Origin of the sequence: Bartonella sp. B10834G3, assembly GCF_016102505.1 — a bacterium.
GTDB lineage: Bacteria > Pseudomonadota > Alphaproteobacteria > Rhizobiales > Rhizobiaceae > Bartonella > Bartonella choladocola.
In genome coordinates this window covers 1,165,848-1,182,736 of record NZ_JACFOM010000001.1, presented here as the reverse complement: position 1 = coordinate 1,182,736, position 16,889 = coordinate 1,165,848, and the positions used below count along the sequence as shown (strand labels likewise).

Genomic DNA, 16,889 nt, shown 5'->3' with positions numbered 1-16,889 from the left:
AGGATTTTAACACCATCCGAAGTGAAACAAACCCGCTTTGACAGCCTGTTTCACAGGGGACAGCTTGTTTCACAGGGGACAGCTTATTTTACTGTGGAGCTGGCGCCGATGTTTTTTCCAAACCGACAAGACCTATTTTTGTGTATCCGGCCGCACGCAATTCATTAAGAAGTTCGATAATGCCGCTATATTCCACGCTTGCGTCACCACGAATAAAGATTTTTTCTTCATGATTGTTTGAAGTAAGCCGATCAAGAGTCGTCCTGAGGTCATCCAAAGACGCTTTTTCTTCTCCTACATAAAGCGATTTATCCTGCTGCAATGTGATATAGACCGGTTTGTCAGGTTTTGGTTGCGCAGGTGTCGAAGATGTCGGCAGTTGTACCGGAATATCGCTTGTTGCCAGAGGTGCGGCAACCATGAAAATGATGAGCAAAACCAGAATAACATCAATGAACGGCGTTACATTGATTTCATGACTGACATCAAGTTCATCACTGTCGAGATCTGAAAGCTTTGTTGCCATCTCTTCCTACTCCGCAGCAATCGACAAACTCGGCCGTGTTGCTGTTTCACGCTTGACTTTACGGAAGTCGAGATCACGACTGACAAGACGTTCAATTCCGGCTGAAACATCAATAAGCTGTTGCCGATAACCGGTAATCAAACGGGCAAAGACATTGTAGATAATGACAGCGGGCACGGCTGCAACAAGGCCGATGGCTGTTGCAAGAAGCGCTTCAGCAATACCGGGAGCAACAACGGCAAGATTGGTTGTTTGCGCTTGCGAAATACCGATGAAGGAATTCATAATACCCCAGACAGTACCGAAAAGGCCGACGAAAGGACCGATAGCGCCGATTGTTGCCAACACACCGGTTCCGAATGCAACATGACGTCCGGATGCTGAAATAATGCGCGAGAGAACCGAACTCAATCGTTCTTTCAAGCCCTCGGTTCCAGCCAAATCCACGGCTGCGAGCGAAGCTTCCACTTCATCTTGTGCCGCCTGTACCAAGCGGGGGCCGACACCTTTGTCATTTTTAACTGCCAAAGCAAGCTCGGAAAGGCTTTGAGCGCCGTTAACCTGCCTCATGGTCGCTCTTGCCCGCCTTTTCACCGCCGATACTTCGATAAGTTTGACAATGAAAATAACCCAGGTTGCAACAGAAGCGAGTGCCAGACCGACCATAACCACTTTAACGACCCAGTCTGCATTCAGGAACATACCGATAGGTGAAAGATCATGCGGGATGGAAGCGATAAAATGGTCGGCAGCCTGACTGGCCGTATCGGCAGCAGCTTTAGCTGTGCTTTCCGTTTCCGAAGCGGCCGATTGCAAAGCCTGTTCACCTGCTTTCAAAGCATTTTCGCCCGTCTGAACGGCACTTTCACCGGAATGCAAGACATTTTCACCGGTTTGTAAGGCTTTTTCGCCAGCTTGCAATACCTGATTTCCGGTTGTTTGCTGCACTTCATTTTGTGCCGATGCATAGCCGCCAGCCAGGCATAGAAATGCCGCGGCAGTTACAAGCCTTGTAAAAGATCTCATCATCGCTCTCGTTCCTGAACTTCAATTCGATGGCGATTAATTAACAAAATTTAATATGATAAATCAAGTCATGTTTATGCAAATATTGAAGTTATTTTCTGCCTGCCAAAAAATTCTACCCCCGGCGCCGTCTTAACGAACAATGATTGCACGGAAATCATTGACATTGGTTCCCGTCGGGCCGGTTTCAAGAAGGTCATCGAGCATATTGAATGCACTCCAAGCATCGTGGCGGGCAAGAAAAGTTGCGGGATCAAAACCTTGCTGTTTGAGACGTAAACAACTGCTGCCGTCACAAAATGCACCTGCATTGAATTCGCTACCGTCGCGACCATCCGTATCTGCCGCAAGTGCCGTGATAGAACTCTCCCCCTCTATTGCCATCGAAAATGACAGTAAAAATTCGCTATTTCTTCCACCCTTGCCAACGTCACCCTTGTTGTAATCGCCGGTGATCGTCACGGTTGTTTCGCCGCCCGAAAGCATAACGACAGGTTTTTCAAAGGGGCGGTTTTTCAAGGCAATTTCACGGGCAATGGCAGCATGCATCAATGCAATATCCTTTGCTTCACCTTCAATCGAATCGGAAAGGATAATGGCATTCAAACCGGCTTTGCGCGCATGAGCGGCGGCGGCTTCCAGCGATGTCGCCGCCGATGCAACAATATAGGCGGCATTTTTTTCAAAAGCAGGATTATCAGGGGTTGGAGCCTTGGCAAGCTCGCTCTTTAAAACGGAAACGGCTTTTGGAGGCAAAGCAATATGATATTGGCTTACAAATTTTAACGCTTCCTCGCGGGTTGACCAATCGGCAACTGTGGGACCGGATGCAACTTGCGAGGCAATGTCTCCCGGAATATCCGACACAATGAAACTGACGACGCGGGCGGGCGCTGCATAATAGGCAAGCCGCCCTCCTTTGATTTGTGACAAATGCTTCCTGATCGTATTCATTGCGCCGATAGGAGCACCACTTTTTAACAATGCCTCATTGATTGCGATTTCGTCTTCAAGTGTCAAAGGTTCAAGCGGCAAAGGCAACAAAGCCGAGCCACCACCGCAGATAAGCGCAATGACCAGATCATCGGCTGATAATCCTTGAACAAGTTTGACAAGCTTTTTTGCCGCTTTCAGCCCGTTTTCATCCGGCAAAGGGTGGGAAGCTTCCAGAACTTCAATCGAACGAAGCGAGGTCGCGTGGCCATAACAGGTGACAACCGCACCTTCAAGCTCGCCATAGCCGACTTTATCCCATAGTTTTTCAAGTGTCAAAGCCATTTGAGCGGAACCTTTGCCCGCTCCCACAACAATAGTCCTGCCTTTTGGCTTTGCAGGTAAAAACTGTTCCATCAAACATTCCGGATTGGCAGCGGCAACCGCACAATCAAAAAGTTCGTTCAATAATTGACGATCATTGTTATTTTTCAATTATGACCTCCCCGAAAAATCTGTTTCCCGTTTCTTTTGTTTCAGATTTTTATTTCCATTTACAGTTTATTGTTGCAGACTTTTGCGAAAAAAGTGGAAAAAACAAACATAATAACTATGTAATTAAAGTACATCGTCCGAAAATTTCGTACGGTCATTCATTCTTAAAGCAGGAGAAGACGATATGCCTAAGGAAAATGCGACACCAACCGAAAAAAGTCTCCAGGAACAATTTGAACAGTTGAAAAAAGAGGTTTCCAATATTCATTCCACATTGAATGATCTGGGTTCCGAAAAACTGACAGCCGCAAAAGGCAAAGCCGAAAAGCTTTATGCATCGGCGAAAGAAAATGGTGAGGAAGCGATCTCGCAGGCAAAAGAAAAGATTGGCGATGTGCAAGGACAATTGTGCAATTGCATACGCGAAAAACCGATTGCAAGCCTTGCCGCAGCCGCAGGTGTCGGTTTTATTCTTGCTCTGTTGATGCGGCGTTAAAATATGTTGCGGCTTATCGCGCCGCTTATTGGCGGTTTGGCAAATGGCAGCGTGAAAACGGCAGTCAAATCAACGCGTAATCAGGCAATTTGTTATTTACTGATCGGTTTGTCACTGTTTTTCGCGGTGATATTCCTGTGCGTCATAGCATTTATTGCCCTTACATGGGTGGTCTCTCCGATCTTGTCGGCAACGATTATTTTTGCCTTTTGGCTCATTGTGGCGCTTGCCGGTTTTTTAATCGGCCGGTCTGTTTCAGCCAAAAGACGAAAAATCTATGAAGAACAGATGAATGACGAGCGGTTCAACCTTGTGGCGGCATCTCTTGTTGCTGCCGTTCCTGCCATATTGAAAAACAAAAAGACGCTTACTCTTGCAATTCCCCTTATCGGATTGGCAGCATTGATGTTCTGGAACAAGGATAACAACCGGAAGTCGTAAAATCCGTATTCAAGGGATGAAATTTTAAAAAACCGGTTGTGTTCCAACCGGTTTTTGTCTTTTCGCAAGTAGTTACAATTGATTATTTGAAAGCGTATCTTATACCCACTTTTACATCATGTGATGTCAGATGGTCGAGCTTGAGAGCGCCGTTTTCCGAAATACCGGCAGTTTTTGCGTCGCCCAGATCGCTATAGCTATAACCGATGTCGAATATAACACGAGGGGAAAGTTTCACACCTATGCCTGCATGGATTGCAAAAGCAAAATCCCATTCGGTTTTTGCGGCTGCCTCATAGGTTTGTCTACCGTTATCCACCTCGAAGTCGCTGACACGATTGGCACTTGCTCCGAGGCCTGCCCCGATATAGGGCGTAACATCATGATAGGTTACAAGGTCGACATAAGCATTCGCCATGAATACGGTTGAAGATATATCACCTTCATATTTTCTTGTTGTATCGAAATCGCGATCCTTCGCAGTGATTGTATTTTTGGCACGATATTCGATCGTCCCGTCAAGGCGGACAATATCATTGAGACGATAGCCCAGACCGACCCCGCCAAGAAAGGCGTTATCCATATCACCTTTGTTTTTCCAGTGATAATCGGCACTTGCATCGCCCGAATCGAATCTGTCGAATTTATGGATGTCGCCGAGGCTGACACCGGCATATGCTTTTGCATAAAAGGGAATGTTTTCGGTTGTGATGGCAATTTCGGGAACCTTGTCAAGGTCGATGTCATTGGCCAGCGCCTGATTTGAACCAAGTGCCGACAATGCTCCAATAAATGCAAAGCAAAATTTCATTCTCAAGCCTCTAAACAAGACGCAAATGCCATCATCTTGTGAAGCTTTTTAAACATGATTGGTTAAGACGTTCTTAACCATAAATTTTAACTATCTATTTTCCATAACCAAAAAGCTATTCAAAGCCGGAACAGGCATAAAAAAAGCAGCCATTTTCAGGCTGCTTTTCAAAAAAACGAAAAGTCTATTTGCGCTCGAACTATAGTTCGGGCACTTGTCAGATGGCGTCTCTTACCTTTTTTAGCGCCTCGACGATCTCGTCAACCACATTTCCGATCAAACGTTCATCATCACCTTCCGCCATAACACGAATGAGAGGCTCGGTTCCCGACGGGCGAATAACCAGTCGACCATTTTTTCCCAAACGTTTTTCAGCGTTTTTGATAACATCTTTGACGTGGGCATCTTCAAGCGGTTTGCCTTCGGAAAAGCGGACATTCTTCAAGACTTGCGGCACCGGCTCGAAGCGGTGACAAAGCTCGCTCATCGGCTTTTGTGATTCTTTTGCACATCCCAGAATTTGTAACGATGTCACCAGACCATCGCCGGTCGTCCCGTAATCGGATAGCACAATATGACCCGATTGTTCGCCACCGACATTGAAACCATGCTGACGCATATATTCAACCACATACCGGTCGCCAACCTTGGTTCTTGCCATGGTCAGACCTTTTTGACCGAGAAAACGTTCAAGTCCGAGATTGGACATGACTGTTGCAACGATACCGCCACCACGTAAAAGACCATTTTCCAGCCACCGTTCGGCAACAACGGCCATCAACTGGTCACCGTCGATAATGGCTCCGGTTTCGTCAACCATCACCACGCGGTCGCCATCGCCATCAAGTGCGATTCCCGCATCCGCTCTCACTTCATGAACCTTGCGCATCAAAGCAATCGGGTGGGTCGAACCGCAATCTTCGTTGATATTTGTGCCTGTCGGCTTATCGCTCAATGTGACAACTTCCGCACCAAGCTCCCACAGCGCAAGCGGTGCTGCTTTATAGGCCGCACCATTGGCACAATCGACAACAATACGCATACCGTCCAATCGGACATCACGCGGCAATGTGCGTTTGGCAAACTCGATATAACGATAAATATCACCTTCAACGCGCTTTGCCCGACCGATTTGCGACTGTCCCGCAAGCTCGTTGGTCATGTCGCTTTCAATGAGTTTTTCGATTTTCATCTCGATTTCGTCGGAAAGTTTAAAACCGTCCGGACCGAACAATTTTATACCGTTATCGAAAAAAGGATTATGGGAGGCCGAAATCATAACGCCGACATCGGCACGCAGCGAACGGCAAAGCATTGCGACGGCTGGTGTGGGAATTGGCCCCAAAAGAAACACTTCCATGCCGCTTGCCGTAAAACCTGCAACCATAGCATTTTCCAGCATATAGCCCGACAGGCGTGTATCTTTGCCGATAACAACTCTTCCCGGCCGCCCCTGACTGCGAAAAAGAATACCTACCGCCATACCGACTTTCATAGCCACATCTGCGGTCATCGGAAATGTATTGGCTTTCCCCCTTATTCCATCGGTACCGAAATATTTAAACGCCATTATATTTTCCTTTTTCGATAAAATTCCGTGTTCGATAAAATTCAAATTTCGATCAATTCAAATTTCGATAAAATTCTGCCGGCCATTCATACTACAATTTTCAATGTTCCAACTAACAATTTTTAAGCAGAAAACCAACCGTCGACCGCATCAATGAAGGCCTTCATGGCGCGAATTATCACGACACGGTTAACATTCATATGTTTGAACAAAATAAAAGCGGCTTGAGCGTATCAAGCCGCTTCAGATTTTTTGAACCGGAATTCAGGCCTTTTTATCATCACCATGATCGGTGACGGTTTCTTCCTTTGCCGATTTTTTACTTTCCGTTACCGGTTTTTCGGACTTTTGCGATGGCGAAGTTTTTGTCGCCTTTCTTGTCCTTTTCGGCTTTTTTTCGGCTGCTTTTTTTTCAGTTGTCTTTTTTTCGATTTCCGGCTTTTCGGAAGTTTCAGACTTTTTATCGGCTTCATCAGCCGGTTGAGAAGCCGCTTTTGCCCTTACAACAACCGACTTCGACTGGTCGGTTTTAGGTTTTTCGGGCGTTTTCCCGGCTTTCGGAACACTCGAGACATGCGGTGTCGGCGAATCCTTGCCCATATCCCGTGAAGGCGGTTTGCCGTTAATAACTTCCTGAATTTCGGCTCCTGTAAGAGTTTCGTATTCAAGCAAGCCTTCGGCAAGTGCAACCCATTGTTTCTTTTTCGAGGTCAAGGTTTGTTTGGCCGTCTGATAGGCTTCGTCGATAAGGCGGCGTATCTCGGAATCAATCACCCTTGCAGTTTCTTCCGAAACTTGCTGGTTACGCCCGCCTCCCTGATACATATCTTCCTGACTTTCGCCATAAGTAACCTTGCCGAGTTCATCGGAGAAGCCCCAACGTGTGACCATAGCACGGGCAAGTTTCGTTGCCTGTTCAATGTCGGAAGACGCGCCGGAAGTGATGTTATCCTTGCCGAACTTCAATTCTTCGGCAACACGGCCACCCATCATGATTGCCAGACGCGAAATCATGTAGCGGTAGCTCATCGAATATTTGTCACCTTCCGGCAATTGCATAACCATGCCGAGTGCGCGACCACGCGGGACAATCGTTGCTTTGTGCACGGGATCGGCTGCCGGCATATTGATAGCAATAATGGCATGTCCGGCTTCGTGAAAAGCTGTCAGCTCTTTTTCTGCCGGTGTCATGGCGGAATGGCGTTCTGCCCCCATCATGACTTTGTCTTTGGCATCCTCGAATTCCTGCATGGTGACCAGACGTTTGTCGCGCCGTGCTGCCATAAGTGCCGCTTCATTGACAAGGTTCATCAAATCGGCACCGGAAAATCCGGGTGTGCCGCGCGCCACAATCTTCAAATCGACATTGGGCGCCAAAGGCACATTGCGAACATGGACTTTAAGAATTTCCTCACGCCCTGCAACATCGGGATTAGGAACAACCACCTGCCGGTCAAAACGCCCCGGACGCAACAATGCCGGATCAAGCACATCGGGACGGTTGGTTGCGGCAATCAGAATAATGCTTTCATTCGGCTCGAACCCGTCCATCTCGACAAGAAGCTGGTTCAAAGTCTGTTCACGTTCATCATTGCCACCGCCGAAACCGGCACCGCGATGACGGCCAACGGCATCAATCTCATCAATGAAAATGATACATGGCGCATTCTTTTTTGCCTGCTCGAACATGTCGCGAACGCGGCTTGCACCAACACCAACAAACATTTCGACAAAATCCGAACCGGAAATTGTGAAGAACGGCACATTGGCTTCACCGGCAACAGAACGGGCGAGCAATGTTTTACCGGTTCCCGGCGGGCCAACAAGCAAAACACCCCGCGGGATACGGCCGCCAAGACGCTGGAACTTTTGTGGTTCGCGCAAAAATTCGACAATTTCCTGTAGATCCTGTTTGGCTTCATCAACACCCGCGACATCCTTGAATGTTACGCGACCATGGGCTTCTGTCAGCAGTTTTGCTTTCGATTTGCCGAACCCCATAGCGCCGCGTGAACCGCCTTGCATCTGGCGCATGAAGAAGATCCACACACCAATCAGGATAACAACGGGTAAAAGCGAGAAAAGCAAATTCATGAATGTGCTGTTTCCCGTGCTTTCCGGTTGCGCCCGGACATTGACGTTCTTGCTTTCAAGACGATCGACAAGACCGGGATCATTAGGAGCGAAAGAAAGGACGGTCCGGTTATCGGTTGTGATACCGGTCAAACGTTGTCCTTGAATCGTGACGGTTTTGATTTCTTTATTATCAACCCGCTTCAGAAAATCTGAATAAGTAATCTCTCCTGTGCCAGCTTGCTGACTATTCCCGTTAAAAAACGAAAACAAAGTAATCAGCAAGAGTGCAATGATCCCCCATATCAGGAAGGAACGATAATTTGGATTCATATTAGGTCCACTCGATCTATTACGCTCTGTCAGATAATTTTAATGTAACATATGTGCTTGAAGTTGCCTTGCCAAGGTTGAAGATCACCTTTCATCATAATTCATCCGGCTTTTTAGTCATTTTCCCGCGATGTTGACAATGTCATTTCAAAAAACGGGCTTAATATATTGAAAAGCGAGTAATCGTCCGATGATATAAGCCACCCGAACGGCCGCATAAATCTTTTGCAAGTCAAATTTTCGGCGTGAACAAGTTTTCCGGTAAGCGCCGGAATATCGATTCCCGACCGGCTGAAAATTGCCAATGCTGTTTGCAATGAAAGAAAATGGATTGAACGGCTGCTTATATTCTGTTCTTCAGCGACAGCCTTTATATCGCAAACCGAGGGAACATTTACCCTGACTGCATTATTCGACCGGTTATCAACACGGTAGCGCCCATCCCAGATAATGGAAGATTGTGGACCGGCGACACTTGCCGTCTGGTTTCTCGCCTCGCGCCATAGCCTGATCGTTTTACCATTGATTTCGATGACTGTTCCAAGCAACGTAAAATGATAAAGTGACGTGCGTTTCTTCACCAATTGTTTTTTCAAAAAATCGACTTGTGAATCACTTGCAAGAGCCTGCGAACCACCAATAATTGAGGCAAGAACACCCATGACAAAAGGAAATCGGGGGTCATTCAATTGTTCATCTGATACATTGCTGATCGTACATAAAGCATGTTGCATCTTCATATCGAGTTTGGCAATCAATTCAACTGCGGCTTTGTTCTCGTCACGTCTGAAAATGGCTGCCTCTTCGACTTTTTTGGCGATAATATCAACATCCTCGTCTTTCAAACGTTGACGGATTCGCACCCGCTCATAATGCGGGTTTTCATTCGTCGGGTCGTCGATCCAGTCCTGTTTGATAGAGCGCAGATATTCCCGTAATTGTTCCCGTTTCACCCCCAAGAGAGGCCGGATTAAGCGTATTTTGCGCATCAGAAGTGATTCACGCGGCATACAGGCAAGTCCGCGACGGCTACCGCGATGCAACCGCATTTCATATGTCTCGGCCTGATCGTTCAATGTGTGACCGGTCATGATAACGCTCGCCCCGACTTTTTCAGCTTCCGAAAAAAGCAAGCCGTAACGGGCGATCCGTGCTTCGTGAGACAAAGCCGTTTGCGGTTTTGCATCTGCCCAACAAACGGTCTCGTGGCGAACATCGAGACGCTTGCACAATCGGGCAACTTCTTCCGCCTCGGCTGCGGATTCGGGACGCAAACGATGGTCGACTGTGACAGCAAGGAGTTCGGGTGCGTCTTCAAGTTGTTTCAGATAATCGCGCAGAAGAAACAGAAGCGAAGTCGAATCCCCGCCCCCTGAAACAGCAGCAATGACAATTTTACAGTTTTTGAAATCTGATGGCTGAAAGAGTTGTTTAAAATCTATTACTGACACTTGTTACGACTTTGCTCGTCCTTGACACGTTTTAAAACTGCCGGATCTACGGTTTTGTATCGTTTTGTCACTTCGGCAAAGGTTGCGCAAGCCACTTTCTGTTCATCAAGATGAGCCATGCTCATTCCAAGTTTTAAAAGATTTTCCGGTCCGCGCGGTGAATCCTTGTAATTGCGTTGCACATCAATATAGGCTTGTGCCGCTTCACGATAGCGCTTCTGCCCGAAAAGTGATTCACCAAGCCAGAAACCGGCATCGGCAATTTGCGGATCTGTCGGATAACGCTCCTGAAAGGCTCGAAAATCGGCCTCAGCCGTCCGATAATCACCGGAAAGAATATTTTTATAACCGATGTCATAGAGTTCTTTTGCACTCGCCGTCTGTGGAGCGACAGGTGCAGCAGAGTTCCCCTGGGTGGCCGCTTGTTCTTGCGAAGCTGTTGCCACCGCATTCTGGTTGATACTCCCGTTGAGGATATTGCCGTTTTTGTCGAATTCGATAGATCCCAGATCTTTCGGCGCTTCCTGCGGATTTATATTTTTTTGTTCGCCACTTTTGTCGCTTCCCACACCGGGAAGTGTTGCCGAACTTTCAGTCGAGGTGGCCGTTCTTGGCAATTCCTGCTTGCCATTGGTTGAAGATGAAGGCGATTGCGGTTCCACCGCTTGCGACTGTTTTTTCGGTTCCTGAGCAGTTTGTTGTGAAGGATTTGCCGCCGCTCCTCCTTGCAATTGTCGCAATTGCTCCTGCATTTGCAGAACCATGAAATTGAGTTCTTCAACTTTCCCCGTAAGTTCACGCACCTGTTGTTGAAGGTCGGTTACCCGACTATCGGGTTGCGGTGACATTTGCACCGTCTGGCTTTCAACGGTTTTTTTCTTGCCAAAGGGAAAAAGCCCGTTTGCAAAAGACGAGCCTCCCTGATCGGCAGATGCACTATAACAGGGCGAGAGAGCGGCAAATGACAATGCCGGTATAAAAGCTGCTGTGATAACCAGACGTTTTACCGAACATGTCAATAAACGGGGGGATGAAAGAAAACCCATAGCTTTGTCCTTTTATTTATGTTCGCGCACCAAAAACGTTATCAGGCAACTTCGGCGGAAATTTGTCACAAAAAAACGGCCCTTGAGGGGGCCGTCTTTAACATTGGAATAAAAATGTAAATCAGCGGGCGTTGTTCAAGACTGTAACAGCGCGACGGTTCTGGTTCCAGCACTGTGGAGCATCACAAACGGCAACCGGACGTTCCTTACCATAGGAAATTGTCCGCATACGGTTGGCTGCAACACCTTGCGAGATCAGGTAGTCACGTGCGGCAACCGCACGGCGCTGACCAAGAGCAATATTGTATTCGCGTGTACCACGTTCGTCGGCATGACCTTCAACAGTGATGGTGTATTGCGGATAACGCTGCAACCATTGTGCCTGACGGGTCAATGTCTGCTGGGCATCAGCACGAATGCTGGAAGAATCGAGATCAAAGAATACGCGGTCACCAACGTTGACTGTAAAGTCCTGCGCTGATCCCGGTTTTGCGTTGTTCAGTCCAAGCGCATTCGGATCATTCAGGCCGTGTTTGGCGCAGCCAGCGAGAGTTAGCGATAGGACAAATGCTATAGCAAGCGGATTGCGAGCAAGTTTTTGGAAACGGCCCATGTGCCGAGACTCCTTAAAAGTTAGCGGTTGATTTCAAGGCTTTTAGCTTGATTTGCTTAAAAAGCTCTCAACACGCATGGTTAATGAATACTTACGCATCACTTTTTATAAAAAATACAAATCCACCGGTTGCTCGCTGATTGAGGCGGAAAGACGGCAGACGTGTTTTTCCTTAGCGCGAAATGAGTAAAAAGTCCAATAGCAAGTTAAAGTGAAAAGAGCTTAAATAAAAACGCCGCTTTAAAACTTTCAAAGCGGCGTTGAAACCAACATATTTCCTTTTTGATCGCTCATGCAATGAACGGGCCGGAAAACCGAAAATTATAAAACGAGAAGGTCTTTTTATCGAAACCGGTTTTCAGGATTATTCCTAATCAAGCAATGGCGACCAGGCCGGATCGGATGCACCATTGGGAGTTGGCAATACGCGTTCGTTACGTCCGGTTATATCAATCGTATAGAGCTTTGGCTGCTGCCCCTGATTTTGCCGGAAGAACATGATAACGCGGCCATTTGGCGCCCATGTCGGACCTTCATTATGGAAGCCGGAAGTCAACAGGCGTTCACCCTGCCCGTCGGGCTTCATAACACCGATTGAAAATTGCCCCTGCGACTGCTTGGTGAAAGCAATGTAATCACCGCGAGGCGACCAGACCGGTGTTGAATAGCTGCCATCTCCGAACGAGATGCGGTGCTGGTTGCTGCCATCGGTATTCATGACATAGATTTGCGGTTTGCCACCGCGATCGGATTCAAAAACAATCTGTGTGCCATCGGGCGAATAGGACGCCGATGTATCAATGGCCGGTGTTGTTGTAAGCCGTGTTGTCGAACGCGAACGCAAATCCATAGTGTAAAGATTGGCGCTGCCATTATCCTGTAAAAGGCTCATAATCACTTTTTGACCATCCGGCGAAAAACGCGGTGCAATGGTCATATTCGGGAAAGTACCGACAAGTTCGCGCTGACCGGTTTCGATTTGTTGCAAATAAACCTTCGGGACATTGTTACCGGCATAAGCCATATAGGTAATTTCCTGACGGCTGGGCGAAAAACGTGGTGTTAAAACGAGTTCACGGCCGTTCGAGATATAAGTGAGGTTTGCTCCGTCCTGATCCATAATAGCAAGACGTTTGACACGTGCATTTGCTGCACCTGTTTCATCAACAAATACAATGCGCGTATCGAAATAACCTTTTTCACCGGTCATTTTCGTATAAATAGCATCGGCGATAATATGGGCAACGCGACGCCAGGTTTGCGGTGTTGCATAGAACTGGCGGCCTTCAAGCTGTTTGCCGCCATAAACATCCCATAGACGGAATTCTACACGCAAACGCCCGTCTGCTTCTTTTGTGACACGGCCGGTTACCAGACCTTGTGCGTTGATTTGCTGCCAATCGGGAAACCGTGGTTGTACATCCGGATTGGAAATACGTTCAAGAAATGACGATTTGTCAATCGGTTTGAATAGCCCTGAACGTTCAAGATCGGCGGTCACCACCGAAGAAATCTGTACGCCCATCTGGTCACCGGCAATAAAATCGGTAACTGCAATAGGTATCGGATTGAAATCGGCCGACGAGACAGTTCCTTTCAATTGCGCAAAAGCGGTTTGCCAGCTTAAAAATGGCAAAACCATTGACAAAAAAACAAAAATATAAAGGCGCTTATTTTTCTTAATCATCGAAGAAACCATTTTCTTTCCGTTGCCTTAAAGCATTCCACTTTACGTCTTTTTTGTATCGGAATCGTAAAAATTCCGGATATCCATTCCAATTGCATGAACAGCTTTTCAATCATGACAAGACTTGTTTGAAAAACCGGTTCCAAGCCATTTCGCATCAGATCCTTCCCGACCTTTCCAATACCTTCTGACCATTTTCGAGCAACGTCTTGTTTTCTGCCGCTATCATCATTGCCATGAGACAATTTTGCCAAGCCGGAAACCGGATATGCAATCGAAAACAATATGAACATCGAAAACTGTTTTCCGCCATTATGAAGAAATTATCTCATCAACACCATTGGCGAATAGTAAAGTCGGTTATCTCTCCTAAAATTGTTTACTTTGTTTAATCCCGTCACAAAAATTCATCGCCACAATCAGAACGAGTTGAACGGGTCGATTTTCAAATCAAATCCCTGACCCCATTTGTCATACTGGTCACGTGGCAAATCCTCGAACGGCTGACAGGCAAATATGGCCGCGCGTGTCTGGTTAATCAGCAAGTCCACTTTATTGGGGTTACCACTCATTCCGGTAATGATCGGTTCACCGACAACTTTACCCTCTATGCTCAAATTGAACTTGGCTTCGGCAACCGGATTTTCTCCGGCAACCCCGCCACCAAGGGCAGCCAATTTCAAGTTTTTGGTGATACAGCTTGTTGCCGCATTAACGAGTGTCTGTCCAACATCCTGACCATTGCCGATATTTTTCTTGGCACCAAAACCGGCCGGCCCCTGTGAACGGGCAGCACCACCGCCGGATGTGCGCGTTTTATCAATCAAGGCCTTTTCGTTCATTGCCAGAATATCATCGACACTTTCACCTTTGGCTTTTACAGCAGGCTTTGGTTCTGCCGGTTTCGGTTTTGCTGTCGGCAAAGGTGCTTTTTCCGGTAAATTCGGGAAAGGATCCTTCTTCGGCTCGCTAGCTGGTTCGGTCGCATCGGCTGATTCTTCCGGTTTCGGCTCGGCCTTATCCGGCTTGGAACTTTCTTCCGGTTTCTGTTCTTCTACCTTCGGTTTTTCTTCAGGTTTCGGAGTATTGTCCGGCTTTGTTTCGGGCGTTTTTGTAGGTGGAACAGGATTCGGATCCGCGTCGGGTGCACCCGAAGGCGGCGGTGTTGCATCCACATCGCGATCTTTTTCCTTGGGCTTTAATGGCGCTTCATTATCAACCTTGCCATCACCGACATGCTCGGCATCGGGTTTTTCAACCGGTTTTGTGGTCGGTTTCGGCGCGGCCTTATTCTCTTTGGATGCTGTCAACTCGCCCTTTTGTATCGAAGTCGTTTCGGCAATCGGCACCAGAGAAACCGGCAAAGCTTCGGTTACCTCCGCATTAAAATCGGCAGGCGAGGAAAGGCTGATAAGCCCCCAGGTAAGAATCAGGGCATGTGCCGCTACCGATGTTGCCAGACCTGCTTTCATAATATCAGTTTATCGCCAATTTTACTGTTGTGGCAGACTTGCCAATGCAACATTGGTAAAGCCCGCTTTCTGAATGATTGCAAGAAGGTCAAGAACCTTCTGGTATTCTACTGTTTTTGCCCCGCGAACAAAAATACGTTGTTTGGAAGCATCACCGCCTGATTCTGTAACCGCTTTCAATTTCGCAACAACTTCATCCGGCGTATCATAATATTCCTCATTAACGGCAAGGCGCCCCTGATCGTTAATGGAAACCGTCAAAGGTTTTGTTTCGGTATTGACGGGGCCTGCTTGCGTTTTCGGTAAATCAAGTGGCACACCATTAACAAGCAATGGTGCCGAAACCATAAAAATAATCAACAGAACCAGCATCACATCAACGAATGGTGTCACGTTGATTTCGCTCATCAAGCCACGGCGCGGTGCACCGCCACGGCGACCACGCCGTTTTGAACCACCGGAACTTCCTACAGCCATACCCATGACAGAATTCCTTTTAGTAAGACTGGCGAGAAGTCAATTTCTCATCAATTTGACGGGAAAGAATGGCTGAAAATTCGTCGGCAAAGCCTTCAAGACGGCCTGTAATTTTTCCCGCATCTCCCGACAATTTATTGAAAGCAATAACCGCCGGAATAGCCGCAAGAAGACCAATGGCCGTTGCCAACAAAGCTTCCGCAATACCGGGTGCAACAACCGCAAGAGAGGTATTTTTCGATGCAGCAATTGACTGGAAGGAACTCATAATACCGACAACTGTTCCGAAGAGGCCAATGAACGGCCCTGCCGAGCCGACTGTTGCGAGAAACCCCAAACGCGATTCCATCCTGTCGCTTTCGCGGGCAAGTGCAACATCCATGGCTTTATCAATACGGCTTTGCAAACCCATAGGCGAACGTGCACCCTTTTCGAGCGACTTCTTCCATTCCCGCATAGCCGCCATAAAAATAGCGCCCATGCCGAAAACGCGTCGGTCGTTCAAGCTTCTGTAAAGATCTTCGAGCGATTGACCGGACCAAAAGATCTGCTCGAAACGGTTCATCGCGTGGCGAATGCGACTATAGGTAATCAATTTGTCAATAATGATTGCCCAACTCCAGATAGATGCCAATAGCAAGCCGATCATGACAGCTTTTACAACCCAATTGGCCTGCATGAACAGGCTCCAGATTCCTACTGACGCTGGACTTGCTAATTCTATTCCCGGCATAATGTGTTAATCCCTGAATCCAAACGCCCGGCATCTTTTACCGGGCGGCCTTTAGCAAAACTCTTCAATTCCTGTCTAAACGCCCGAAGCATGTTTTCAAATTCTATTAGCAATGCTTCACGACATTTCTATGACGTTCAAATTTGGTGAAACAAAGGCCAAAACGCAAAGATTACGGCGCTTATGCTTCTCGTTTATAGATAGCCAAAGATGGTTAATTTTTAGTAATTTTTTCTCGCTTGCTACAAAGTCGATCGCCATAAAATGGATGATCTCTGCTTTTCCTGTTTTCCTTTCCCGATTATCTAAAAAACAGCCAAAAAAGCATTTCCAAGCGTGCTGAAATAATTAGTAAAAATATAATCAACCATCATATTCAATTTTTGAAACAATATATATTTTATAATGACTTATTTTATTTCTATTCTGCTTTCATCACTTATATTTTCAACTTGTCTACAATAATAAACTCCGGATTTTACCATTTTTTACCCGAACATATGAAATATAATGTTTCCCGTTGATATTATACAACGGGTCATGATGACTTCCGTCATTTTGAAAACTTGGGTAGATGCTATAAAGACAACCCGCAATTTACAAAAATTGCGGGTGCTTAAAAAATAAAATTCAGAAATTCAACAATTCTTCAATCGTGATAAACACGTTACAATGTGTATAGGCACGGGGTCTATATACACAAGCA

15 protein-coding genes are annotated in these 16,889 nt (G+C 46.9%); 2 read left to right on the top strand and 13 right to left on the bottom strand.

From position 1 onward, the window contains the following. Positions 1-88 precede the first annotated feature (88 nt). From exbD to H3S94_RS05175, 3 genes are all read right to left on the bottom strand, one after another. Positions 89-526: a TonB system transport protein ExbD gene (gene exbD, locus H3S94_RS05185; RefSeq protein ID WP_077993950.1), complete on the bottom strand. Its 438-nt coding sequence runs from the start codon at positions 524-526 to the stop codon at positions 89-91. A gap of 6 nt (positions 527-532) precedes the next feature. Next, the gene (exbB, locus tag H3S94_RS05180) at positions 533-1,555 is read right to left on the bottom strand and encodes a tonB-system energizer ExbB (RefSeq protein WP_198240434.1); all 1,023 of its coding nucleotides are present in this window, start codon (positions 1,553-1,555) and stop codon (positions 533-535) included. 129 nt (positions 1,556-1,684) lie between these two features. Beyond that, positions 1,685-2,980 carry a glycerate kinase gene (locus H3S94_RS05175; protein WP_198240433.1) on the bottom strand — a complete coding sequence of 432 codons (1,296 nt, stop codon included), beginning with the start codon at positions 2,978-2,980 and terminating at the stop codon, positions 1,685-1,687. A gap of 184 nt (positions 2,981-3,164) precedes the next feature. On the opposite strand from H3S94_RS05175, the gene H3S94_RS05170 reads away from it, so the two are divergent. Together H3S94_RS05170 and H3S94_RS05165 are read left to right on the top strand one after the other, a co-directional pair. Then, the gene (locus H3S94_RS05170; protein ID WP_077993954.1) at positions 3,165-3,476 is read left to right on the top strand and encodes a YqjD family protein; all 312 of its coding nucleotides are present in this window, start codon (positions 3,165-3,167) and stop codon (positions 3,474-3,476) included. 3 nt (positions 3,477-3,479) lie between these two features. After that, positions 3,480-3,917 carry a phage holin family protein gene (locus tag H3S94_RS05165; RefSeq protein ID WP_077993956.1) on the top strand — a complete coding sequence of 146 codons (438 nt, stop codon included), beginning with the start codon at positions 3,480-3,482 and terminating at the stop codon, positions 3,915-3,917. 82 nt (positions 3,918-3,999) lie between these two features. On the opposite strand, the gene H3S94_RS05160 is transcribed toward H3S94_RS05165, so the two are convergent. The 10 genes from H3S94_RS05160 to tolQ all read right to left on the bottom strand — a co-directional run bounded on the left by H3S94_RS05160 (position 4,000) and on the right by tolQ (position 16,183). After that, positions 4,000-4,728 carry an outer membrane protein gene (locus H3S94_RS05160; protein WP_198240432.1) on the bottom strand — a complete coding sequence of 243 codons (729 nt, stop codon included), beginning with the start codon at positions 4,726-4,728 and terminating at the stop codon, positions 4,000-4,002. Between the two features lie 217 nt (positions 4,729-4,945). Next, positions 4,946-6,298: a phosphoglucosamine mutase gene (glmM, locus tag H3S94_RS05155; protein WP_198230299.1), complete on the bottom strand. Its 1,353-nt coding sequence runs from the start codon at positions 6,296-6,298 to the stop codon at positions 4,946-4,948. Positions 6,299-6,562: 264 nt separating this feature from the next. Beyond that, on the bottom strand, positions 6,563-8,704 hold the full coding sequence (gene ftsH, locus H3S94_RS05150; protein ID WP_198240431.1) for an ATP-dependent zinc metalloprotease FtsH: 2,142 nt from the start codon (positions 8,702-8,704) through the stop codon (positions 6,563-6,565). A 113-nt stretch (positions 8,705-8,817) separates the two neighbouring features. Beyond that, positions 8,818-10,155: a tRNA lysidine(34) synthetase TilS gene (gene tilS, locus H3S94_RS05145; RefSeq protein ID WP_198240430.1), complete on the bottom strand. Its 1,338-nt coding sequence runs from the start codon at positions 10,153-10,155 to the stop codon at positions 8,818-8,820. Continuing rightward, on the bottom strand, positions 10,146-11,201 hold the full coding sequence (ybgF, locus tag H3S94_RS05140; protein ID WP_077993963.1) for a tol-pal system protein YbgF: 1,056 nt from the start codon (positions 11,199-11,201) through the stop codon (positions 10,146-10,148). Before ybgF ends, tilS begins: the two co-directional genes overlap by 10 nt. 121 nt (positions 11,202-11,322) lie before the next feature. Further along, positions 11,323-11,814, bottom strand: a complete 492-nt coding sequence (gene pal / locus H3S94_RS05135) for a peptidoglycan-associated lipoprotein Pal (RefSeq protein ID WP_075869304.1) — start codon at positions 11,812-11,814, stop codon at positions 11,323-11,325. Between the two features lie 370 nt (positions 11,815-12,184). Then, entirely contained in the window at positions 12,185-13,456 is a 1,272-nt protein-coding gene (gene tolB, locus H3S94_RS05130) for a Tol-Pal system beta propeller repeat protein TolB (protein WP_246786432.1), read from the bottom strand. 464 nt (positions 13,457-13,920) lie between these two features. Then, entirely contained in the window at positions 13,921-14,973 is a 1,053-nt protein-coding gene (locus H3S94_RS05125) for a hypothetical protein (protein ID WP_198240428.1), read from the bottom strand. A 21-nt stretch (positions 14,974-14,994) separates the two neighbouring features. Further along, positions 14,995-15,456, bottom strand: a complete 462-nt coding sequence (gene tolR, locus H3S94_RS05120) for a protein TolR (protein WP_077972976.1) — start codon at positions 15,454-15,456, stop codon at positions 14,995-14,997. Between the two features lie 13 nt (positions 15,457-15,469). After that, entirely contained in the window at positions 15,470-16,183 is a 714-nt protein-coding gene (gene tolQ / locus H3S94_RS05115; RefSeq protein WP_077993971.1) for a protein TolQ, read from the bottom strand. Positions 16,184-16,889: the final 706 nt, after the last annotated feature.

Excerpts from the sequence above, each read along its gene's own strand:
- pal (WP_075869304.1), bottom strand. The coding sequence starts at position 11,814 with ATGGGCCGTTTCCAAAAACTTGCTCGCAATCCGCTTGCTATAGCATTT.
- exbB (WP_198240434.1), bottom strand. The coding sequence starts at position 1,555 with ATGATGAGATCTTTTACAAGGCTTGTAACTGCCGCGGCATTTCTATGC.
- tolR (WP_077972976.1), bottom strand. The coding sequence starts at position 15,456 with ATGGGTATGGCTGTAGGAAGTTCCGGTGGTTCAAAACGGCGTGGTCGC.
- H3S94_RS05125 (WP_198240428.1), bottom strand. The coding sequence starts at position 14,973 with ATGAAAGCAGGTCTGGCAACATCGGTAGCGGCACATGCCCTGATTCTT.
- H3S94_RS05160 (WP_198240432.1), bottom strand. The coding sequence starts at position 4,728 with ATGAAATTTTGCTTTGCATTTATTGGAGCATTGTCGGCACTTGGTTCA.
- tolQ (WP_077993971.1), bottom strand. The coding sequence starts at position 16,183 with ATGCCGGGAATAGAATTAGCAAGTCCAGCGTCAGTAGGAATCTGGAGC.
- H3S94_RS05170 (WP_077993954.1), top strand. The coding sequence starts at position 3,165 with ATGCCTAAGGAAAATGCGACACCAACCGAAAAAAGTCTCCAGGAACAA.
- glmM (WP_198230299.1), bottom strand. The coding sequence starts at position 6,298 with ATGGCGTTTAAATATTTCGGTACCGATGGAATAAGGGGGAAAGCCAAT.
- exbD (WP_077993950.1), bottom strand. The coding sequence starts at position 526 with ATGGCAACAAAGCTTTCAGATCTCGACAGTGATGAACTTGATGTCAGT.
- tolB (WP_246786432.1), bottom strand. The coding sequence starts at position 13,456 with ATGGTTTTGCCATTTTTAAGCTGGCAAACCGCTTTTGCGCAATTGAAA.
- ftsH (WP_198240431.1), bottom strand. The coding sequence starts at position 8,704 with ATGAATCCAAATTATCGTTCCTTCCTGATATGGGGGATCATTGCACTC.
- H3S94_RS05165 (WP_077993956.1), top strand. The coding sequence starts at position 3,480 with ATGTTGCGGCTTATCGCGCCGCTTATTGGCGGTTTGGCAAATGGCAGC.
- ybgF (WP_077993963.1), bottom strand. The coding sequence starts at position 11,201 with ATGGGTTTTCTTTCATCCCCCCGTTTATTGACATGTTCGGTAAAACGT.